Origin of the sequence: Pseudonocardia sulfidoxydans NBRC 16205, assembly GCF_007989085.1 — a bacterium.
Classification (GTDB): Bacteria; Actinomycetota; Actinomycetes; order Mycobacteriales; family Pseudonocardiaceae; genus Pseudonocardia; species Pseudonocardia sulfidoxydans.
In genome coordinates, this window is sequence record NZ_BJVJ01000013.1 from 15,133 (window position 1) to 36,284 (window position 21,152).

Below are 21,152 nucleotides of genomic sequence, written 5' to 3' on the forward strand. Positions count from 1 at the left end.
CGACACCCCCGTCGGCAACCCCGTCCACCCGTGTCGCGGCCCGCTCCCCAGCGGCGGCGACGTGGTGGTCGTCCGTGCCGGGCGGACCCCCCAGGTGCTGCCCTCCCGCCCGGCACGGGGAACTCTGCCGGACCGCGGCCGTCGCGACGACCGTGCTGACCCGCATCCGGGGGTGGTGCTAGCCCCACCCCCGTACGGACGCACGCGGTCGTGACGGATGCGTAGATGCATGCTTTCGGGTCCGAAGATCGCCCCTGAGTGGTTGTCGTAACCCGGAGCGTCACCTTTTCCGTCGGGGTGCGTTACACGGATGAGTGGTCGATGTGTGACAGCTCACCGCGCAGGACCGTTCGGTCGTCGTAGAAGCGGCCGTTCGTCTCTGCGCACAGCGGCGTCCGGGCTAACGTCGGCTCCACGACCGCTACGGAAAGCGTTCGACCGGGCACGCAGCGTTGCTGCCGAGCGCGTCGCACATGCCCTGCCGGACACGACGAACGATCGATGCACAGGAGGCTGAGATGGCCCGCACGCTCCCCGCACAGGTCCGCGACCGGGCCGAGGACTGGTACCGCGACGTGCTGATCCTCGTCGCGCGCGTCCTCGTCTCGGTGGTGATGCTCGCGCACGTCTGGCAGACGTTCGTGCAGACCGGGTTCGCCTCCACGACGGTGGTGTTCGCCAACTTCGGCATCCCGATCGCCATCGCCGCCACCGCCTTCACCCTCGTCGTGGAGCTCACCGGCTCGCTGCTGCTGCTGTTCGGCGTGATGGTCCGCTGGGCCGCGGCCGGTTTCGTGTTCGTCATGGCGGGCGCGGTCTGGTTCGTGCACGCCAAGAACGGCATCTTCGTCAAGGACGGCGGCTGGGAGCTCGTCGGCATGATCATCGCGGTCGTCCTGGGCATCGCCGCGTTCGGCCCGGGCCGGCTTAGCCTGTCCCACGTCGCCGCCGGGTGGCGGGCCCGCGCCGAGGCCCGCCGCGCCGAGCGTCGCTCCGTCGTCGTCACCGTGCACGACAACGGCCGCCCGGCCGCCCCCGCGATGGCCGGCGCGACCGTCACCGAGTCGACCACCGCTCCCGCTGCCGACGACGTGCCCACCGAGGCCCGCGGCTTCCCGATGCTGAGCGAGACCTTCGTCCCGATGGGCCGCCCGGCCGCCCGCCCGGCCGAGGCACCCGTTGCGGCGCAAGACGAGTCCGCCGTCGGCACGCCCGCGTACACCAGGGCGGACACCCAGGAACCGGCCCGCTACGTCCCGGCGTGGACCGAGCCCGAGCCGCACCTGTTCTCCGCCCGCTGAGCCGGACCCCCGCAGGTCCCCGCACACGCCGGACCGCCCCCCGCGGCGCACGCACACCCCGCACTCCCGCACGACGGCCATCGGCAAGGATGGTCGTCGAGCGAGAGGACGGGGTGTCGTGCTGCGAGGGGTCACCGCGATCCGCTACGTCACGCCGTTGCGTGAGGGCGGGTCGCTGCCGGGGCTGATGGAGGCCGACGACCTCGGCACCTACGTCGTGAAGTTCCACGGCGCGGGCCAGGGGCGCAAGGTGCTGGTCGCCGAGATCGTGGCGGGGGAGCTGGCACGCGGGCTCGGCCTGGCGGTGCCCGAGCTCGTCACCGTCGACGTCGACCCGCGGCTGGGGCTCGCCGAGCCCGACCAGGAGGTCCAGGAGCTGCTGCGCAACTCGCCGGGCCGCAACCTCGGTGTCGACTTCCTGCCCGGCGCGCTCGACCTCGATCCGCTCGCGTTCGACCCCGGCCCGGAGTTCGCCGGCCGGGTGCTGTGGTTCGACGCGCTCGTCGGCAACGTCGACCGCTCGTGGCGCAACGCCAACCTGCTGCTGTGGCACCGGCGTCCGTACCTGATCGACCACGGCGCAACCCTGACGTTCCATCACGGCTGGTCGGGCCCACCCACGGCCGAGGCGCTCGCGCAGCGCGCCGCCCGTCCCTACGACGCGGGCGACCACGTGCTGCTCGGCTGCGCCCCCGACGTCGACGCCGCCGACGCCGAGCTGGCCCCGCGCGTCACGCCTGCGCTGCTGGCCGCGGCCACCGCCGCCGTGCCCGACGCGTGGCTCGACGGCGAACCCGGTTTCGACGAGCCCGACGACGTCCGCGCCGCCTACGTCGCCGCCCTCACCGCCCGCCTCGACGCCCGCGCCGCGTGGCTGCCGCCGCTGCGCGAGGCCGCGGCCGCAGGTGCCGAGCGCCGCACCCGGCCGGCGAAGCACCCGTCGTGGCTCGCGGAGTGGCGGGCGGCCCGGTGAACGTGCACCTCTACGAGTACGCCCTGCTGCAGGTCGTGCCCCGCCCCGACCGGGGCGAGGCCGTCAACGCCGGCGTCCTCGTCTACTGCCGGGCCGTCGACTTCCTCGGCGCGGCCGTCCACCTCGACGCCGCCCGGGTCGCCGTCCTCGACCCGCACGCCGACGTCGAGGCCATCGGGCTCGCCCTCGACGCCGTCGCGGGGATCACCGCGGTGGCCGCGCCCGCGCGGTCCGACCGGCTCACCGACGGCGCGCTCGCGGCGACCGGCCCCGCCGACGGCGAGGACCTGGGCCGCCGGTTCCGCAGGCTCACCGCACCGCGGTCGACGGTCGTGCGCCCGGGGGCCGTCCATACCGGACTCACCGCCGATCCCGCGGCGGAACCGGCCAGGCTCCTTGCCCGCCTTGTGCTGCCGCTCACGTGAGTGCCGTCTGCGTGACACTCCGCCGCCGACGACATTCAATGGGCGCATGAGCCGATCGACGGAGATCGCCACCGACGACCCCGTGCCCGTGGCGCCCCTGGCCCGCTGGCTCGACGCGCACGTCGACGAGGTGTCCACCGCGTCCGGGACGTTGCGCGCCGACCGTATCGCCGGCGGGCACTCGAACCTGACCTACCGGATCGTCGACGACGCCGGCGCCTCCTGGGCGCTGCGCCGCCCACCGATGGGCGGCGTACTGGCCACCGCGCACGACATGAGCCGTGAGTGGCGCTTCATCTCCGCGCTGCACCCGACGCCGGTGCCCGTGGCCCGGCCGGTCGCCTACTGCGCCGACACCGACGTCATCGGGGCCGAGTTCTACGTGATGGGGTTCGTCGAGGGGGCGGTCCTCGGTGACGACGCGGCGGGCGCCGCCTACCCCGAGGTGTCCCGGCACGCCGCGGGTCTCGCCACCGTCGACGTCCTCGCCGACCTGCACGCCGTCGACCCCGACGAGGCCGGCCTCGGCGACCTCCACCGGCCCGGCAGCTACCTGCAGCGCCAGCTCAAGCGCTGGCACAAGCAGGCCCATGCGTCGGCGGTCGAGGACCTGACGGGCATCGACGCCGTCCACGACCTGCTGGTCGCGGCCGCCCCGGAGGCGACGACGACGCGTATCGCGCACGGCGACTTCCGCGCGGGCAACCTCATGTACGCACCCGACGGCGAGGTCCGCGCCGTCCTCGACTGGGAGCTCGCGACGCTCGGCGACCCGCTCGCCGACCTCGGCTGGCTGCTCATGTCGTGGACCCGCCCCGGCGACGCCGTCCCCGCCGGCACCAACAGCCCGTCGGCCCAGCCCGGCTTCCCGGAGCGCGACGAACTGGTGGCGCGCTACGTCGAACGGACGGGGACCCCGCTGGCCGGCGACGTCGTCGACTACTACGTCGCGTTCGCCCGCTGGCGTTCGGCGTGCATCGGGGCGGGCGTGTACTGGCGCTACGTCGCGGGGCACATGGGTCCCGGCGCCGAGCAGGGCGCCGCGACCGCGACGCGGCTCGAGGTGCTCCAGGCCCAGGTCGACGAGGCGCGCCGGATGCTCGGCGGCTGACCCGCACGATCGGGGGGAGGCGGTCGTCACCGGATCGGAACACTTCCGGTGGACGTTTCGCAGGCTGCATCCCCGGCGATGTGCGCGACAATCGCGCGACGCGCTGCCGGGACCGGCGCGCGCAGCGACGCACTCGGTGGGGGAGACGGACGACGATGACACGGGGATACGGGACCGGGGACGAGTACGGGACCCCGCGCAACCCGTCGCAGTACGACGACCGCACCCGCGAGATGCCCGCCGAGCACTACGGCGACGACCGTTACGACCAGCAGTACGGTCGCCAGCAGTTCTCCGGTGGGCGCGCCGCGCCGCCCGGCACCCGGGCACCGGTCGTCAACGCCGGGCGCCTCTGGGCGGGCGGTGTGGCCACGGCGATCGTCGCGGCCCTGATCGCGCTCGTCGGGGTGCTGATCGCCCGGGCCCTGCCGAAGGTGGAGTTCCTCGGCCCGCTCGCGTCGGGCCCCCTGGGCAGCGGGCAGACCGTCGTGCTGTGCCTGTCGGCGGCCGTCGCCGCCCTCGCCGCGACGGGGCTCGCGCACCTGCTGCTGGTGAGCACCCCGCGGCCGCTGGCCTACTTCGGCTGGATCGTCGCGCTGGTGACGGTCGTCGTGATCCTGCTGGCGTTCCTCGGCGGCGGCGACCTGGGCGTCAAGATCGCGTCGGGGGTCATCTACCTGGTCATCGGCATCGCGATCGGCTCGCTCGTGACGGGCGCGGCCATCTCGGCGACGGGCGGGCGCGCGGCCTCACGCTAGGTCCTGTGAGCGGCAATAGTCGCTATAGCGACTATTGCCGCTCACAGGGGTTCAGCGGGTCGAGGACCCCGCAGGCCGGCCCGCGCCGTGCGCGAACGACGACGACTCCGCGCCGCGCTGCGGCGACGGCTGCTTCTCCAACTGCTCCAGCGCCCGCCCGAGGTCGTCGATCAGCAGCCCGGCCAGGTCGTGGGAGAACCCGTTGCGCACCACGACGCGCAGCGCCGCGAGGTCCTCGCGGTCGGCAGGGAACGTGTAGGCCGGGACGAGCCAGCCGGCCTCCCGCAGCGCCGCCGACAGGTCGAACGCCGAGAACGGTGCGTCGTCGTCGACGGTGAACGCGAACACCGGCAGCTCGGAGCCGTCGGTGAGCAGGTGCAGCCGGTCGAACTCCGCGATGCGCGCCGACAGTGCCGTCGCCACGTCCCGGCAGGTCTGCTGGACGCGGCGGTAGCCGGCCGTGCCCAGGCGCAGGAAGTTGTAGTACTGCGCGATGACCTGCCCGCCGGGGCGGGAGAAGTTGAGCGCGAACGTCGGCATGTCACCGCCGAGGTAGTTGACCCGGAACACCAGCTCCTCGGGCAGGGCGTCGGCGTCGCGCCACAGCACCCAGCCGACGCCGGGGTAGACGAGCCCGTACTTGTGGCCGGAGGTGTTGATCGACGCCACCCGGTCGAGCCGGAAGTCCCATTCCAGGTCCGGGTCGCAGAACGGCGCGATCATCGCGCCCGAGGCGCCGTCGACGTGGACCTTCACGTCGACACCGGTGCGTTCCTGCAGGTCGTCGAGAGCGGCGCACACCTCGGCGACGGGTTCGTAGCTGCCGTCGAACGTGGACCCGAGGATGACGACGACACCGATCGTGTTCTCGTCGCACAACGCCACGGCCTCGGCGGCGCCCAGGTGCAGCCGGTCGCCCGCCATCGGCACCAGTCGCGGCTCGACCTCGAAGAAGTTCGCGAACTTGTCCCAGCAGATCTGGACGTTGACGCCCATGACGATGTTGGGCCGGTCCGTCGGCTTCCCCGCGGCGCGGCGCGCGATCTGCCAGCGCCGCTTGAGCGCCAGCCCACCCAGCATGCAGGCCTCCGACGAGCCGGTCGTCGAGCAGCCGACGGCGTGCTGCGGGTCCGGGGCGTTCCACAGCTTCGCGAGCATCCGCACACAGCGGGCCTCGAGGTCGGCGGTGCGCGGGTACTCGTCCTTGTCGATGACGTTCTTGTCGAACGACTCCGTCAGCAGCCGCTCGGCCTGCGGGTCGGCCCAGGTGGTCACGAACGTCGCCAGGTTGAGCCGGGCGTTGCCGTCGAGCATCAGCTCGTCGTGCACGACCTGGTAGGCGATCTCGGGGTCGAGTCCCTCCTCCGGCAACGCGAAGCGGGGGATCGAGATCGGTTCACGGGCGAAGATCGGGTTGACGGGGACGTCCGGCCGGTGGCCACCGGTCTCCGACGGCGGCTGCGCGATGGGCATGGAGGTCACGGTAGGGCGGTTGTCGTTCTTGGCGCGTCGTCCCTTCGAGGTGAAGACTGCCGCGATGGACGCCGACGCCGCTCCGGCCGCCGTAGGAGAACCCGACGACGCGGCGCAGCGGGAGAAGGTCGTCGCCGAGCAGGCGCTCGCCGTCGCGGCGGCGTGGTCACCGCCCGGGGCGCCGCAGAGCTGGTGGTTGACGGCCGCGGCGCTCACCGCCGTCGCCCGTGACGACGTCCTGCGTGCCCTGGCCGCGTCGCTCCCGCCGGACCGGCTGCCCGCGCTGCTGGTGGTGGCGGCGTTGTCACGGCAGGCGGCGCTGCGGCCCGACACGGCGTTGGCGCGCTACTTCCCCCGTCCCGGGGGCACCCAGCCCGCCGACGACGGCGGCTTCCCCGTGGCCGTGGCGGCGTTCGCCCGGCAGGAGCGCGAGGCGTTGGCCGCACTCTGCGCCGGGCACCGCTACCAGATGAACGAGGTCGCCCGCTGCCTCGACGTGCTGCCCGTCCTGAACGGCATCGCCGCGCGCGACCGACGACCGCTCGCGCTGGTCGACCTCGGCACCGGCGCGGGCCTCGCCCTGCACCTCGACCGCTTCGCCTACACCTACCGGCTCGCCGGGGGAGCGGCGTTGACCTGCGGCGATCCGGGCGCGACGGTGCAGCTCGACTGTGCCGTGCACGGGGTGGCGCCCGACGTCCCGCAGCGGGTTCCGCCGATCCTGGCCCGCATCGGCGTCGACGTGGAGCCGCACGACCTCGCCGACCCCGACACCTACGGCTGGCTCGCCGCCTGCGTCCCGCCCGAGGCCGGCGCGGTGACGCGGTTCGCCGCCGCGGCCGCGATCACGCGGTCGGACGGGGCCCGCGCAGTCCGCGGGGACCTGCTCGACGTGCTGGAGGACGCCGTCGCCGGGCTGCCCGAGGAGGCGACGGTCTGCCTGCTCGACACCTACGTGCACGTCTTCCTGCCGCCCGCCCAGCTCGCCCGGTTCGACGCCCTGCTGGAGCGGCTGAGCCGGACCCGGACGATCGAGTGGATCTCCGTCGACCCCCTCGTCCCGCTGGGTCCCGACGCCGACTCGACGGTGCAGGGGCTGCCCGTGCCCGACGGCTGGGTCGAGCACAACCGGGCCGGTGGGGTGTTCGGCGTGATCGGGCACGTCTCGCTGCGCGACGGGCGCCGTACCGGCCGCGTCGTCGGCCGGGCCCACCCGAGCGCGGCGTGGCTGGAGTGGTTGCCCGCCCGCTGACGGCCACCCCCGCGCCGAGTTCGACAGGGGACTGGTCCTGATCATGATCCAACCAGTCCCGCGTCGAACTCGGCGGCGAGCCGTCAGGGGAAGACGTACGTGTAGCCCTGCGAGGTCAGCCAGGGCAGCAGCCGTTCCAGCGCGGCGACGGTCTGGGCGCGGTTGCCGCCGCCGTCGTGGAGCAGCACGATCGCGCCGCTGTGGACGTTCTTCTGCACGGTCGCGACGATCGAGTCGGCGCCCGGCCGTTTCCAGTCTCGCGGATCGACCGACCAGCCCAGCGGCTGCAGGTCGTGGGTCGCGGCGTCGGTGAGCATCACCGGCGACCAGAACCCCCCGGGCGCGCGGAAGTAGCGCACGTCGGCACGCGGGTCGTTCACGGTGCGGTCGCGGACGTCGGTGATCTCGGCGAGCATCGCCGGTTCGGGACGGGTGGCCAGCGACTCGTCGTGGCTGCGCGAGTGCGAGCACAGCCGCATCCCGGCCCCGGTGACCTGGGCGACCAGTTCGGGATGGCGCTCGATCTGGGTGCCGACCATGCAGAAGGTGGCGACGGCGCCGTTGCGGGCCAGCACGTCGAGGACCTTCGGCGTCCAGGTCGGGTCGGGACCGTCGTCGAAGGTGAGGGCGACCGTCCGGGCCCCGGCGGTGCCGTTCTGCCGCACCTCGGTGATCACCTGCGGCACGGCCGGCAGTCCGGCGGGCTCGACCGCGACGGGCGGGGCGGGCGGCGCGACGATCCGGAACGGCGAGTCGGGCGCGCTGACGAACGTGATCATCCCGAACAGCAGGGCGGTGAGGACGGCCGACGTGCGGGTCAGCGCGGGCCGCGACGGGAACGCGGGTCCCCGGGCAGGCGCGTCCGGCCAGGGCAGCGCCGCACGCGAGGATGGGATCCGGCGCGGAGCGGAACGGGTCGCGACGGGGCGGTCGGGGCCACCGTCGGCCGTCTCGTCACCCGGTGTCCCGACCCGCACCGGTACGTCCTGCACTCGCGTGATGATGACCCGATGGGGGCATCAAGTCCGCAGGACACGCCGGTGCGCGGTCAACCCTTGCCCGACTGGCCACCCGGCGCGGCACCGTCGACCGTGCCCGGCGTCGCGGGGTCCGGTGCGTCGACGTGTGCGACGGCGGGCCCGAACTCGACGACGGACGGTGCGGCCGGGCCGACGGGGCGGGGTGCGGGCGGTCGGGCGAGCCAGTCGACGACCTTGTCCCACCGGTTGAGCCGGCCCGGCGGGAACCGCCGCAGCGACCGTTCGAGCTTGCGCGACCCGGGCTTGTACCGGCGGCGGGCCCAGAACGAGCGCGGCCGCGCGAGGCGGCACGTGGCGACGAGCGCGACGACGGGGATGAACACCCCGAGGAGGCCGAGGATGTTGCGGCCCTTGAGGATGGCGAGTGCGGCGAACACGAGGTTGATCGCGATGTTGAGCGCCACCAACGGCGCCCCGTCGCCGGCGTCGGCGTCGTTGAGCGGGTTGCTGCCGACGAGCAGCAGGCCGCCGACGACGGCGGCCATCATCACGGCATCGACCGATCGGCGGCCCTCCTCGGCCCAGTAGACGTCGTCGAGACGCAGCCACAGCGCGAACTCGTCGAGGGTGAGCGAGGCGCCGGCGCCGAACACGACGGCGAGGATCTCCGCCCAGGGCGCGTCGGGCCGGTAGGTGAACATCAACGTCCCGGCGCCGATCATCATGAAGATGCCGTACACCTGATGGTGGATGTGGACGCCACCGATCGTGGTGTTCCGGAACGGTCCGCGACCGCTCGCGATCAGGCGGGTGATCACCCGGGTCACGACGAACGTCACCACGAACGAGGCGAGCAGCCAGGCGACCAGTGCGCGGCCCTCGCCGATGCGCGGCACCAGGTCGATGGTGATGTCCACGCGCCGAGCCTGCCATCAGGGTGGCGGCATCGACCAGCAGCCCGGGGATCAGGCGGGGACGGACGTCCTCGCCAGCGACACCGGCAGGCAGGCGTAGCCGCGCAGGGTGCGCGTCGGCCGGCGCCGCCCGGGCCCGGCGGCGGTGAGGTCGGGGAAGCGCTCGAACAGCTTCCGCAGCGCGACCTCGCCCTCCATCTTCGCGAGCGCGGCTCCGAGGCAGTAGTGGATGCCGCCGGAGAACGCGATGTGGTCGCCGGCGTTGGCGCGCAACACGTCGAAACGCGTGGGGTCGTCGAACACCGCGGGGTCGCGGTTGGCGCCGCCGAGCTGCACGATCACCACCGACCCGGCGGCGAGCCGGGTGCCCGCCACCTCGACGTCGACGTCGGCGACCCGGCCGGTGCGCTGCACGGGGGAGTCGATGCGCAGCATCTCGTCGATCGCGTTGGCCCAGCGCGACGGGTCCTCGTGCAGCAGCGCGAGCTGGTCGGGGTGCTCCAGCAGCAGTGCGGCGCCGCTGCCGATCAGGTTGACCGTCGTCTCGAACCCGGCGGCGAGCAGCAGCATCGCGATGCTGGACAGCTCGTCCTCCGACAGCCCGCCCTCCTCGTCGTGGACGCCGACGAGCGCCGACAGGATGTCGCTGCCGGGGTTCGCGCGGATGCGGTCGAAGTGGCCGAGCATCCAGTCGTGCAGGGCGTCGATGTCGCGCTCGGTCCGTCGGAACTCGGCGAAGGTGAGGCCCATGTCGAGGGAGAGCGCGCCGCCCTCGCCCCACCGCAGGAACTGGTCGCGCATCGCCGGCGGCGCGCCGAGCATCTCGGCGATCACCGTGGCGGGCAGCAGGGCCGCGTAGTCGGCGACGAGGTCGGCGGTGGCGCCGGGGCGGGCGGCGAGGTCGTCGAGCAGGCCGTCGGCGATCTCCTCGGTGCGGTGCCGCAGCGCCGCGACCTGTTTGGCGCTGAACGCGCGGGTGACGAGCTTGCGGTAGCGGGTGTGGTCGGGCGGGTCGGCCGCGAGCATCGACGGCGGCTGCGCCGGCCCGAGCGCCCACGTGCCCCCGGCCTTCAGTGCGAGCCGGATCGCGCCGGGCAGGTTCTCCGGCATCCGCATGCCGACGCCGAAGTCCTTGCTGCGCAAAATCTCCGTCACGGCGGCGTGGTCGACGGTGGTGACGGCCAGCCCGGTGTCGACGAAGCGGCCGCGGGCGCGGACCTGTTCGTAGAAGGGGTAGGGCTCGTCGAGGACGGTGGGGTCGAGCATGAGCCGGGCGCCGAGGTCGCCCGCGGCGGCCCGCTTGCCGACCGCGCGGCGCACCATCCCGTGCCGCAGTGCCCACCGGATGAATCGTCGTGGTCCGCCCGAAGCCGCCATACGATCCAACTTACTTCCGGTAACTTAGGTGCGTCCAGGGGTGGGCCCGCGCACGCCGCCCACACCGGGGCCGACGCAACGGGTAGGACTGTGCGGGTGCCCGCCCCCCGCCTCCTCGCCGTCAGCGACCTGCACGTCCGCCACCCCGAGAACCGCGAGACCGCCGCCGCGCTGCGCCCCACCCATCCCGGCGACTGGCTGATCGTCGCGGGCGACGTCGCCGAACAGGTCGAGGACACCGTGTCGACGCTCGCGTCCCTGCGCGACCGCTTCGCGACCGTGATCTGGGTGCCGGGCAACCACGAGCTGTGGACCCGGCCCAAGGAGGAGGGCGCGCCGCGCGGGGTCGCGCGGTACGAGCGGCTCGTGCAACGGTGCCGGGAGATCGGCGTCGTCACCCCTGAGGACCCGTACCCGGTGTGGACGGGTGTGGACGGGCCGATCGTCGTCGCCCCGCTGTTCCTGCTCTACGACTACTCGTTCCTGCCCGCCGGCACCTCGACCGTCGAGGAGGGGATCGCCGCGGCGCAGGCCGCCGGGGTGGTGTGCACCGACGAGTTCCTGCTGTACCCCGACCCGTACCCGACGCGGCACGCGTGGAGCGACGCACGGATCTCCTCGACGGAGCGCAGGCTCGACGCGATCGACCCCGAACTGCCGACGGTGCTGGTCAACCACTGGCCGCTCACCCGCAGCCCGACGCGCATCCTGCGCTACCCGGAGTTCTCGCTGTGGTGCGGCTCGACGCGCACCGCGGACTGGCACGTCCGCTACCGGGCCCGCACGGTCGTCTACGGCCACCTGCACGTGCCTCGGGTGACATGGGAGGACGGGGTGCGCTTCGTCGAGGCCTCGCTCGGCTACCCGCGCGAGCAGAGGTTCCGGGCCGAACGGGGCATCGTCACCGAGTCGCTGCCGCGCCAGATCCTCCCCGTCCCGGCGCCGGAGCCCGACCCGCTGGCCCAGTACGACAAACCCCTGTGAGTGGCGATAGTCGCTATAGCGACTATCGCCACTCACGAGGGATCAGCGGCGCCGGCGCCGTAGCGGCCTCGTCGGGCATCCGCGTCGTGCCCGCCCAGAACGGGTGCGACGCGCCGCACAGCTCGTGTGCCGGGCTCAGGAACCGAGGAGGCGTTCCAGGTCGTCGAGGACCCGGCCCGCGCCGATCGGCCCGAGGCCGAGGAACCAGGTCTCGTCCTCGACCGGGCGCACGTGCCCCGCCGCCACACCGGGCAGGCCCTTCCACAGCGCGCTGTCGAGCACCGTGGCCTGCGCCGTCCGCTCGGGCGGGCCGTAGCTGGAGTAGAAGATCCAGCCACCGTCGGCCTGGTCGATGCGCTCGGCCGAGATCTCGGTCGCGAGCTCGTCGAAGTTCTGCGTCGCCGGGCGCGGCAGCCCGACGTCCTGCAGGACGACGCCGATGAACGACAGGTTGCCGTAGAGCCGGATGCGGCCCGGCATGAAGCGGACCATCGAGATCGTCGGCGGGTCGCCGGAGACCTTGTCCCGCACGGCGTCGGCGCGGCGCTGGTAGTCGTTGAGCAGCTCGACGGCCTTCGCCTCCTCGCCCGTCGCGGCCCCGACGAGCAGCAGGTTCTCCTTCCACGGGAACCCGGGCCGGATGCTCATCACGGTCGGCGCGATGGCGGAGAGCCGGTCGTAGAGCTGGTCGGCGCGCAGCTTGCTGCCGAGGATCAGGTCGGGCTTCGCGGCGGCGATCGCCTCGAGGTTGAGCGTGCTGACGTCGCCTGCGGTCGGGATTCCGGCGGTCTTGTCGGCGAGGTAGGACGGCGCGGTGTTGTTGGGGTTGGCCATGACCACGGGCGTGAGCCCCAGCGCGACGACGTCGTCGAGCTCGCCGCTGTCGAGGACCGCGACGCGCTGCGGCTTCTTCTCGAGCCGCGTGGTGCCGTTGGCGTGGGTGACCGTCCGCGGGAAGACGCCCGGGGCGACGTCGGCGCCGAACTTCGCGGTCGCCTCGTCGGCGGTCGAGAACTGCTTGCCGCCGGTGGCGACGTCGGTGTTGCCGGGGCGGACGTCCTGGGACTGGCCGGAGCACGCCCCGGCGACGAGGGCCACGGCCAGGACGACGGCGGCGGCGCCCCAGGTGGGACGCCGGCGCGGTCGATTTCTCGAGAGCATTCGGTGAGGTTAGCCTGCCCTGGGCGGATCAGTGAGCGTGGTGCGCATGGACCACGGCGTGTCCGAGCCCGCGGCCGATCATCCAGCGGTTCACCGGCGTCGTCAGCAGGAACGCGACGACGAGCGACCCGGCGAGCGTTCCCCAGAACAGGGCCGAGGTGAGCCCGGCGTCCATCGCGCCCGGCACGGTGGCCATCACCGTGTTGTCGACGACCTCCATCACCGCGATCGAGACCGTGTCCGCCGCGAGCGCGATCCGCAGCGCGCGGCGCAGTCCGACGCCCGCGCGCAGCACTCCGCGCATCGTCAGCGCGTAGCCGAACACGAACGCCAACGCGATCGACAGCACGATCGTCGCGGCGTTGTGCAGGCCGAGCGCCGTGCCGATCACCATGCCGAGAACCTCGCCGATCGCGCAGCCGACGAGGCAGTGCAGCGTGGCCTGTGCCGCGGTTCCCCAGGTGACCCGAGTGCTCATCGCGAGGACCTCCTTCGATACCCTCAACATATACCACCAGGGGGTATATGGGTGACCTCCGTCGCTGTCGCCGGCGACGTCGCATCCGACAGAATGACCGGACATTAACCAGTGCGGTCGGACCGACCGGGGAGGCGACCGTGGCCCGAAGACCCTCCGAGCGACGACGCGAACCCGCACCGCTGCTGCGCAACCGGATCGCATCCGGCCGCGGCGCGATGGAACAGCCCAACGCCACCGGCGACGGCGACGTCCCGCTCACCGCCCGGTTCTGGGCCGCCGTCGTGCTCACCGGGATCGCGGCGGGATTCGTCGGCGTGGCGCTGATGCTCGTCCTCTACTCGGTGCAGGGACTCGCGTTCGGCGCCGGGACCCCCACCTCCGACGTCGAGGCCGCCGTCGCCGCCGCCGACCCGCTCCACCGCGTCCTCCCGCTGCTCGCCGCCGGCGTGATCGCGGGCGTCGGCTGGTACGTCCTGCGCCGCGTCACCGCAGGAAAAGCCTCCGAGGTCGACGACGCCATCTGGCGCGGCGACGGCACACTCTCGGTCGCCCGCAGCACCGGGACGTCCGTGCTGTCGGTGATCGTCGTCGGGCTCGGGGCGTCGCTCGGCCGGGAGGCCGCGCCCAAACTCATGGGCGGCGTGTGCGGCAGCATCCTCGCGGGCCCGCTCGGGCTCAGCGCGGCGCAACGCCGGCTGCTCGTCGCCTGCGGCGCGGGCGCCGGTGTCGCCGCCGTCTACAACGTGCCCCTCGCCGGCGCCCTGTTCACCGCCGAGGTGCTGTGCGGCACCGTCCGGCTGCCCGTGATCCTCCCGGCGCTCGCGTCGTCGGCGACGGCCACGCTCGTCGGCTGGATCTACCTGCCGACCGGGCCCGTCTACCCGGGAATCCCCAGCTACCCGTTCCACCTCTCCGAGATCGTGTGGGCGCTGCTCGCCGGGCCACTCATCGGCCTGGCCGCCGTCGGGTTCGTGCGGCTCGTCGCGTGGGTGTCGCACCGCCGCCCGCGCGGCCGCTGGGAGCTCGTCGCGCCACTCGGCGCCTTCGCCGTTCTCGCCGCACTCGGCCTGCTCTGGCCCCAGCTCTACGGCAACGGGCAGGGCATGGCCCGCGACGCGTTCCTCGGCGTCGGCGGCATCGGCCTCTTCACGATCCTGATGGTCCTCAAACCGCTGGTCACGACGCTGTGCCTCGGCAGCGGCGCCGCCGGCGGACTCCTCACCCCGACGCTGTCCACCGGAGCCGTCCTCGGCGGGTTCCTCGGCTCGGCGTGGGCGCTGCTGTGGCCGGGCGCGCCCGTCGGCGCCTTCGCGATGATGGGGGCCGCCGCGATGCTCGGCGCCGGGATGCAGGCGCCGCTCGCCGCGCTCGCGCTCGTCCTGGAGCTCACCCACAGCGGCTTCGAGCTCATGGTCCCCGCAGCCGCCGTCACGTTGATCGCGACGGCCGTGGCCCGCTGGGTCGACGGCTACTCGATCTACTCCGCGCGCCTGTCGGAGGTGCCGTCACCACACTGACGCCCTTGCCCCACCTCAACGTACAGCGCCTGCGGGGGCTTGCCACAAGCCCCCGCCGCTGCCGCACAATCGCCCGGCCGAACGTCGTGACCTGCGAGAACAGGCGCGACGACCCGACCGATCGATGGGCGGTCCATGTACGACGTGATCATCGCCGGTGGTGGCCCCACCGGCATGATGCTGGCCGGCGAACTGCGCCTGCACGGCGTCTCCGTACTCGTGACGGAGAAGAAGGAAACACCCCCGCCCCACGTCCGATCCCTCGGGCTGCACGTGCGCAGCATCGAGATCATGGACCAGCGCGGGCTGCTCGACCGGCTCCTCGCCCACGGCCGGACGCACCCGATCAGCGGCTTCTTCGCCGGGATCCCCGCACCCGCCCCCGAGAACCTGGACACCGCCCACGGCTACGTCCTCGGCATCCCGCAACCGCTGACCGACCGGCTGCTGTCCGAGCACGCCGTCGCAGCCGGCGCCGACGTCCGCCGTGGGTGCGCGGTCACCGGCCTCGACCAGGACCCCGACGGTGTCACCGCCACGCTCGCCGACGGGACCACCGTCCGCGGGCGCTGGCTCGTCGGGTGCGACGGCGGGCGCAGCACCGTCCGCCGCCTCGCTGGCATCGCCTTCCCCGGCGAACCGAGCCGCGTCGACACACTCCTGGGCGAGATGGAGGTGACCGCCCCCGCCGACGAGATCGCCGCCCTGGTCGCCCAGATCCGCAGGACGCAGCTGCGGTTCGGGCTCGGACCGATGGGCGACGACGGGATCTTCCGCGTCGTCGTCCCCGCCGACGGGGTGGCCCAGGACCGCACGGTCCCACCGACACTCGACGAGTTCCGCACCCAGCTCGTCGCGTACGCCGGGACCGACTTCGGCGTGCACTCGCCCCGATGGCTCTCCCGCTTCGGCGACGCCACCCGCCAGGCCGAGCGCTACCGCACCGGACGCGTCCTGCTCGCCGGCGACGCCGCCCACATCCACCCGCCCATGGGCGGCCAGGGCCTCAACCTCGGCATCCAGGACGCGTTCAACCTCGGCTGGAAGCTCGCCGCCACCGTCGCCGGCTGGGCACCCGACGGCCTCCTCGACACCTACGAGACCGAACGCCACCCCGTCGCCGCCGCCGTCCTCGACAACACCCGCGCGCAGCTCGTCCTCATGACCGACGAACCCGGCCCCCGCGCGGTCCGCGGGCTCGTCGGCGAGCTCATGGCCCTCGACGGCGTCAACCGCTACCTCGTGGAGAAGATCACGGCGATCGACGTCCGCTACGACCTCGGCGACGGGCACCCGCTCGTCGGGCGACGGCTGCGTGACATCGCCCTGAAGGAGGGCCGCCTCTACGAGCGCATGCACGCCGGACGCGGACTGCTGCTCGACCGGGCCGGCCGGCTGACGGTCAAGAGGTGGGCCGGCCGGGTCGACCGGATCGGCGACGTCGGCGACGAGTTCGACGCGCCCGCGGCCCTGCTGCGTCCCGACGGCCATGTCGCCTGGGTAGGGGACGACCAGGACGACCTGACGGCGCAGCTGCCCACCTGGTTCGGTGCAGCCGCATGAAATTCGGCCTCGGCCGGCACAGAGCGCCCCCGCCCGTGTCGACCTGGGAGACCGCTCGCCGACAGCCGGATCTCAGGGCCCGGAAACCGGTGGCAGACCCGTGTAGCCGGGAGTGAGAGCCTGTTCCGGAGTCAGCCCGAAACCGAGGTCCGGACCGTAGAGCGCCATCGCCAGGGCCTGGAACATGAGCGTGGGCGTGATGCCGTTGGGCTGCTTCGTGGCGACGACCTCGATCGTCGTATGTCGGGAGGGCGAGTACATGGTGATCGACTCGTAGCCGGGGAAGCTGCCTTCCTTGCCGATGAAAGGGCCAGACCTGACGAAGCCCAGCCCCTGGAACCAACGACCGGTGCCGTTGTAGCCGTCGGAGAAGACGTAGGGGATCGGGTCCTTCGTGGCCTCGCGCCATACTTCCGGCTCCAGCAGCGCGCCGGTCGCCAGGGCCCGGGACCAGACACGCAGATCCGAGAGCGTGGAGACCATGCCCCCCGACGCCCCGACGCAGGACTGGTGGAGGGAGGTGACGTCGTCGGACGCAACACCCGGCGCTACGGCGGAGAGGACGCCACCGGTCCCGTACCCGTGGGTGAAGGGCTTGGTCAGACCGTTGCCCGACCTGGGCAGGAAGGTGCGGTGCAGCCCGAGGGGTTCGGCGATGCGCTGCTGGATGGCTGTGCTGATGTCCACGCCGGTGGTCAGTTCCACGACCCGTCCCAGCAGGTCGTAGCCGTAGTTGCTGTAGGACCACATCTCACCCGGCTCGGCGACGGGCGGCTCTGCCGCCCCGGCCGCGAGCACCTCCGCTTCGGTGCATCCGGTGGCCAGCTTGTTCACGTTCGCCTCCTGGACCAGGAAGCCGGTGCTCAGGCCGCTGGTCATGGTCAGGAGCTGACGAATCGTGATCCGGTCACCGTTGGGTACCCCGGCCACCCACCTCGAGATGTGATCGTCGAGCGCCACCCGCCCCTCTCCGACAAGCTGCAGGACGAGGTTGCCCGTGAAGGCCTTCGTCTGGCTGGCGATCTTGAACTGCATGTCCGGGGTGAGCGGCGCCCCCGTCGTGAGATCAGCGACGCCCGTCGCGCTGACGAAGTTCCCCTTGGGACTCCAGATGCCGACCAGGACACCGGGAGTGTGGTTCGTGTCCTGGAACCGGGCGATGATGCGCTGGACCTCCGCCAGCGTCGACGGGTCGAGGGACCTGCCGGCGCTGTGGCCACCCGTCGGCGACGCGGTGGCGGCGGCCGGGCCGGCGCCCGCCACGGTCAGCGTGATCGTGAGGCCCACCACGCCGATGTATCGCACCCACGATCGGCCCATGAAACCCGCTCCCTCGGCGCCGGAGGCGACCCACAGGGGAAGCCCCCTACGGTCTACCGCTCCGAGATGTGTCGCATAAGCGCCGATTGGTCCATTGTGGCCATCGCGATCGGCCGATCGTCACGAACGTTGCCGGCCGTCGTCCAGCGCCGACGCTGTGCGACGGCGCCCGGCGAATCCCACCGTCCCGGCCGCCGGGACGTGACGAACCGAACATGCAAAAGGGCCCCGTCCGCGTTGCGGACGGGGCCCTGACCTTGTGGGCGATACAAGGATTGAACTTGTGACCTCTTCCGTGTCAAGGAAGCGCTCTCCCACTGAGCTAATCGCCCGAGGCGGAGGCGGGAATCGAACCCGCGTACAGGGCTTTGCAGGCCCTTGCCTAAGCCACTCGGCCACTCCGCCCGATCCTCCGGATCACTCCGGCGGTTCGAGACCTGGAGGTCCAGACGTTGACTCAAGGTTCCTCCGAGCGGACGACGGGATTCGAACCCGCGACCCTCACCTTGGCAAGGTGATGCGCTACCAGCTGCGCTACGTCCGCATGTGCACCGTGTCGGTGCGATGGGGAAACATTAGCGCAAGCCTGGAGGGACGGTGCAAGCACCCCCCTCCAGGACCTACGCGCGGCCCCTGATCAGCGCAATCAGTCCATGGTCTTCTCGAGCAGGTCGGTGAGCGCCGCGTCGAAGTCGAGCCACGAGTACTCGCCGCCCTGGGGGACGGCCGCGTAGGTGTGCTCCAGGAAGTCCGACAGCACCGACGCCGACGCGTGGAAGCGCGCATGACCCGACGGCGAGGTGAGCACGAGCTCCACCTGGTCGCGCTCGATCGGGGCGACCGTCACGTCGCCGTCGCCCGAGGCCTCCGACAGGCCGTCGGCCAGCAGCTCGCGGGCGAAGACCCAGACGACCGGCTGCGCATTGCCCGTGCGGAACGACGCCTCGACCGCGAAAGGGTCCTTGACCGAGTAGGCCAGCTCGACGTTCACCGAGACCGTCGAGTCGGGAGCGATCAGCTCGAACACCGTCTGCTTGCAGATGATGTTGGTTACGTCGCGCATCGTGCTCCTCTTCCTGGGGTCCCGCGTGGTCCGTCATGCACAAAAACGAGCGTGTCGCGAAGATGTGACGGGTCGACTGCGGCGAGTCCGCCCGAAAGATCGGCGAAATCCACCCGGGAGGGTGCTCCGAGGGCCTCGGCAACGCCCCGACCTGCATGATCGCCGCGCGGGGGGACGTGTGGGCAACATAGGGTGAACCGCGCACCCGGGACGGTGCGAACTACGAGCGTGAGGAACACCCTGGTGGCCGACCCGACCGGCGAGCGTGACCCGTCGGGTCCGCGCGGCCGCTCGCACGACGGCCCGGGTCGCCCGCCACGGCCCCTGGCGGAACCCGCCGACGACACCCTCGTCCGCCGCATGGCCGGCGGCGACTCCACCGCCCTCGCCGCGCTCTACGACCGCTACGGCCGGCCCGCCTTCTCCCTCGCCCGCAGGATCTGCGCCGACGAGGGCATCGCCGAGGACGTCGTCCAGGAGGTGTTCCTCGCCGTGTGGCGCGACCCCGCCCGCTTCGACCCGCGGCGCGGCGCCTTCGGCTCCTGGCTGATGACGCTCGTCCACCACAAGTCCGTCGACGCCGTCCGCCGCGAGAGCGCCGTCCGCCGCCGAACCGTGCCCGCGAGCGACGACACCGACGACCGCTCCGCCCCCGCCGGACCCGGCGCCGACCAGGCCGCGCTCGGCGCCGTCGTCGCCGGGCAGGTCCGCGACGCCCTCGGTGCCCTGCCCGACGAACAACGCGAAGCCCTCGCCCTCGCCTACTTCGGCGGCTACACCCAACGCGAGGTCGCCGCCCTCGTCGGCGTGCCCCTCGGCACCGTCAAGTCACGCATGTTCACCGGCATCCAGAAACTGCGCGGCAAACTCGGCCCCCTGTTCGGCGACGTCCCCGGCGACGCGACCGGAGGTGCCCGGTGAACCGTCCCGCCCGGCCCGGCTGCCCACGCGTCGAGCAGGCCGTCGGCCTCGTCCTGCACACCCTCGAACCCGACGAGGAACTCCAGGTCCTCGCGCACCTGCCCGGCTGCCCCGACTGCACCGCCGCCGTCCGCGACGCAGAGGACGCCCTGGCGACCCTCGGCAGCTCCGTCGACCAGGTCGACCCGCCGCCCCGGCTGCGCGAGTCGATCCTCGACGCGGCCGCGCGGACCCCGCAGATCGGGCCGCCGCCGAACCCGGCCCCCGCCCCGCCCGCACCCGCGCCGGGACGTCGTCCTGCGCCGTCGCGGACCGCTGCCCCCACACGTCCCCCGACCGGCGGCGGGCACCGCGCGCCCCGGCGACGCACCCGCACCCTCGTCGCCGCCGCGCTCGCCCTGATCGTCGCCGCCGGCATCGGCGGGCTCGCCGCCCGCACCGTCCAGCTGCAGAACCAGCGCGACGCCCAGATCCAGCAGACCCAGACGATCGTCGACATGGTCGCCCAGTTCGACCGCCCCGGCGTCCGACACGCCTGGCTCACCGCCGAACCCGGCCAGAGCCCCGTCGCCGCCGTCATGGTCGACGGCGCCACCCGCGCCGTCGTCACCGTCGGCCTCCCCACCAACTCCGCCGCCGACGACACCTACGTCCTCTGGGGAATGGGCGACGGCGACCCCCGCGCGCTCGGCACCTTCGACGTCACATCCGCGCAAACCGGACCGCACGACATAGGATCGGGCACTGCGACGGTGGACTACGCCGGGTACGCGATCTCCCTCGAACCCGGCAGAGCACTCCCCGCCGTCCCCACGAACGTGGTCGCGACCGGGCAGGTGGAGATCTGAGCGAGAAGACCGACGAACGCGAGGAGCCCAGAGGCATCACCGCGTTCCGGGCACGGATCGAGGAACGGCCCACCTGGCGCCGGGCCTGGAAGATCGGCGTCGGTGTCGTCGGCGCCGCCGTCCTCGCCGCCGGGATCATCGCCATCCCGTACCCCGGCCCCGGCTGGCTCATCGTCTTCGCCGGCCTCGCGATCCTCGCCACCGAGTTCACCTGGGCCAAGCGCGTCCTCGGATACGCGCGCGGCAAGTACGACGCCTGGACCGACTGGCTGGGCCGCCAGCACTGGGCCGTCAAGATCCTCGTACTGCTCGCCACCGCCGCGATCGTCGTCGCCACCCTGTGGCTGCTGAACGCCTTCGCGCTCGTCGCCGGCTGGGTCGGGCTGGAACACTGGACCTGGCTGAAGAGCCCGATCTTCGGGTGATGTAGGGTTGCCGATGGCAGCGGGCGATTAGCTCAGGGGGAGAGCGCTTCGTTCACACCGAAGAGGTCACTGGTTCGATCCCAGTATCGCCCACAGCCGAACGGCCTGGTCAGAGACTCAATACGAGTCCTGAGACCAGGCCGTTCGTCGTTTTCGGTAGTGCTGTCGTGCACAGCGCCCGGTCCAGTCTCCGCCGCCCCGTCGTGATGTGGCCGCCGCGGTCGCGATGGTCGGCGCGGGGATGTCGAGCGTCGTGAGCGCGAGGGGCACGCTGATCGCGCCGGCTGCGTCGGGCACAGGGTGCA

At 72.7% G+C, this 21,152-nt stretch carries 20 protein-coding genes and 4 tRNA genes; 13 read left to right on the forward strand and 11 right to left on the reverse strand.

Annotated features, from left to right (window positions below):
- Positions 1-518: 518 nt before the first annotated feature.
- From PSU4_RS09045 to PSU4_RS09065, 5 genes are all read left to right on the forward strand, one after another.
- The gene (locus tag PSU4_RS09045; protein WP_186816831.1) at positions 519-1,301 is read left to right on the forward strand and encodes a DoxX family protein; all 783 of its coding nucleotides are present in this window, start codon (positions 519-521) and stop codon (positions 1,299-1,301) included.
- Between the two features lie 118 nt (positions 1,302-1,419).
- Positions 1,420-2,274, forward strand: coding sequence for a HipA family kinase (locus tag PSU4_RS09050; protein WP_147104873.1), 855 nt, complete (start codon positions 1,420-1,422; stop codon positions 2,272-2,274).
- Positions 2,244-2,699, forward strand: coding sequence for a DUF3037 domain-containing protein (locus PSU4_RS09055; protein ID WP_147104876.1), 456 nt, complete (start codon positions 2,244-2,246; stop codon positions 2,697-2,699). The genes PSU4_RS09050 and PSU4_RS09055 overlap by 31 nt, the downstream gene beginning before the upstream one ends.
- A 46-nt stretch (positions 2,700-2,745) precedes the next feature.
- Positions 2,746-3,810, forward strand: a complete 1,065-nt coding sequence (locus PSU4_RS09060; RefSeq protein WP_147104879.1) for a phosphotransferase family protein — start codon at positions 2,746-2,748, stop codon at positions 3,808-3,810.
- A gap of 155 nt (positions 3,811-3,965) precedes the next feature.
- Positions 3,966-4,568: a DUF6069 family protein gene (locus PSU4_RS09065; protein WP_147104882.1), complete on the forward strand. Its 603-nt coding sequence runs from the start codon at positions 3,966-3,968 to the stop codon at positions 4,566-4,568.
- Between the two features lie 51 nt (positions 4,569-4,619).
- Here the strand turns inward: PSU4_RS09065 and gad are convergent, their stop codons facing one another.
- Entirely contained in the window at positions 4,620-6,041 is a 1,422-nt protein-coding gene (gene gad / locus PSU4_RS09070) for a glutamate decarboxylase (protein ID WP_147104884.1), read from the reverse strand.
- Positions 6,042-6,105: 64 nt separating this feature from the next.
- Here gad and PSU4_RS09075 point away from each other — a divergent pair, with 64 nt between their 5' ends.
- A complete protein-coding gene (locus tag PSU4_RS09075; protein ID WP_186816832.1) occupies positions 6,106-7,293 on the forward strand; it encodes a DUF2332 domain-containing protein in 1,188 nt (395 codons plus the stop codon).
- Positions 7,294-7,376: 83 nt separating this feature from the next.
- Here the strand turns inward: PSU4_RS09075 and PSU4_RS09080 are convergent, their stop codons facing one another.
- From PSU4_RS09080 to PSU4_RS09090, 3 genes are read right to left on the reverse strand one after another with little or no spacing between them, the layout of a single operon-like run.
- Positions 7,377-8,285: a polysaccharide deacetylase family protein gene (locus PSU4_RS09080; RefSeq protein ID WP_246115010.1), complete on the reverse strand. Its 909-nt coding sequence runs from the start codon at positions 8,283-8,285 to the stop codon at positions 7,377-7,379.
- Between the two features lie 56 nt (positions 8,286-8,341).
- Positions 8,342-9,190, reverse strand: a complete 849-nt coding sequence (locus PSU4_RS09085; protein ID WP_246115011.1) for a hypothetical protein — start codon at positions 9,188-9,190, stop codon at positions 8,342-8,344.
- A 48-nt stretch (positions 9,191-9,238) separates the two neighbouring features.
- Positions 9,239-10,564, reverse strand: coding sequence for a cytochrome P450 (locus PSU4_RS09090; RefSeq protein WP_147104890.1), 1,326 nt, complete (start codon positions 10,562-10,564; stop codon positions 9,239-9,241).
- A 90-nt stretch (positions 10,565-10,654) separates the two neighbouring features.
- Here PSU4_RS09090 and PSU4_RS09095 point away from each other — a divergent pair, with 90 nt between their 5' ends.
- A complete protein-coding gene (locus tag PSU4_RS09095) occupies positions 10,655-11,548 on the forward strand; it encodes a metallophosphoesterase family protein (RefSeq protein WP_147104893.1) in 894 nt (297 codons plus the stop codon).
- 135 nt (positions 11,549-11,683) lie between these two features.
- On the opposite strand, the gene PSU4_RS09100 is transcribed toward PSU4_RS09095, so the two are convergent.
- Positions 11,684-12,709: an ABC transporter substrate-binding protein gene (locus PSU4_RS09100; protein WP_147104897.1), complete on the reverse strand. Its 1,026-nt coding sequence runs from the start codon at positions 12,707-12,709 to the stop codon at positions 11,684-11,686.
- 28 nt (positions 12,710-12,737) lie between these two features.
- On the reverse strand, positions 12,738-13,187 hold the full coding sequence (locus tag PSU4_RS09105; protein WP_222596208.1) for a DUF4396 domain-containing protein: 450 nt from the start codon (positions 13,185-13,187) through the stop codon (positions 12,738-12,740).
- A 140-nt stretch (positions 13,188-13,327) separates the two neighbouring features.
- Here PSU4_RS09105 and PSU4_RS09110 point away from each other — a divergent pair, with 140 nt between their 5' ends.
- Both PSU4_RS09110 and rox read left to right on the forward strand, forming a co-directional pair.
- On the forward strand, positions 13,328-14,707 hold the full coding sequence (locus tag PSU4_RS09110; RefSeq protein WP_147104902.1) for a chloride channel protein: 1,380 nt from the start codon (positions 13,328-13,330) through the stop codon (positions 14,705-14,707).
- A gap of 135 nt (positions 14,708-14,842) precedes the next feature.
- Positions 14,843-16,270, forward strand: coding sequence for a rifampin monooxygenase (gene rox, locus PSU4_RS09115; RefSeq protein WP_147104905.1), 1,428 nt, complete (start codon positions 14,843-14,845; stop codon positions 16,268-16,270).
- 72 nt (positions 16,271-16,342) lie between these two features.
- Here the strand turns inward: rox and PSU4_RS09120 are convergent, their stop codons facing one another.
- From PSU4_RS09120 to PSU4_RS09140, 5 genes are all read right to left on the reverse strand, one after another.
- A complete protein-coding gene (locus PSU4_RS09120) occupies positions 16,343-17,590 on the reverse strand; it encodes a serine hydrolase domain-containing protein (RefSeq protein ID WP_147104908.1) in 1,248 nt (415 codons plus the stop codon).
- A 260-nt stretch (positions 17,591-17,850) separates the two neighbouring features.
- Positions 17,851-17,922, reverse strand: a tRNA-Val gene (locus tag PSU4_RS09125).
- A 1-nt stretch (position 17,923) separates the two neighbouring features.
- Positions 17,924-17,995, reverse strand: a tRNA-Cys gene (locus PSU4_RS09130).
- A 66-nt stretch (positions 17,996-18,061) separates the two neighbouring features.
- A tRNA-Gly gene (locus PSU4_RS09135) sits at positions 18,062-18,134 on the reverse strand.
- A 102-nt stretch (positions 18,135-18,236) separates the two neighbouring features.
- Positions 18,237-18,653, reverse strand: coding sequence for an SsgA family sporulation/cell division regulator (locus tag PSU4_RS09140; protein ID WP_147104910.1), 417 nt, complete (start codon positions 18,651-18,653; stop codon positions 18,237-18,239).
- 243 nt (positions 18,654-18,896) lie between these two features.
- Here PSU4_RS09140 and PSU4_RS09145 point away from each other — a divergent pair, with 243 nt between their 5' ends.
- The 4 genes from PSU4_RS09145 to PSU4_RS09160 all read left to right on the forward strand — a co-directional run bounded on the left by PSU4_RS09145 (position 18,897) and on the right by PSU4_RS09160 (position 20,940).
- The gene (locus PSU4_RS09145; protein ID WP_307724774.1) at positions 18,897-19,574 is read left to right on the forward strand and encodes an RNA polymerase sigma factor; all 678 of its coding nucleotides are present in this window, start codon (positions 18,897-18,899) and stop codon (positions 19,572-19,574) included.
- The gene (locus tag PSU4_RS09150; RefSeq protein WP_147104913.1) at positions 19,571-20,422 is read left to right on the forward strand and encodes an anti-sigma factor; all 852 of its coding nucleotides are present in this window, start codon (positions 19,571-19,573) and stop codon (positions 20,420-20,422) included. Before PSU4_RS09145 ends, PSU4_RS09150 begins: the two co-directional genes overlap by 4 nt.
- A 92-nt stretch (positions 20,423-20,514) precedes the next feature.
- Positions 20,515-20,847: a TIGR02611 family protein gene (locus PSU4_RS09155; protein ID WP_246115015.1), complete on the forward strand. Its 333-nt coding sequence runs from the start codon at positions 20,515-20,517 to the stop codon at positions 20,845-20,847.
- Positions 20,848-20,868: 21 nt separating this feature from the next.
- Positions 20,869-20,940 (forward strand) — tRNA-Val (locus PSU4_RS09160).
- Positions 20,941-21,152: the final 212 nt, after the last annotated feature.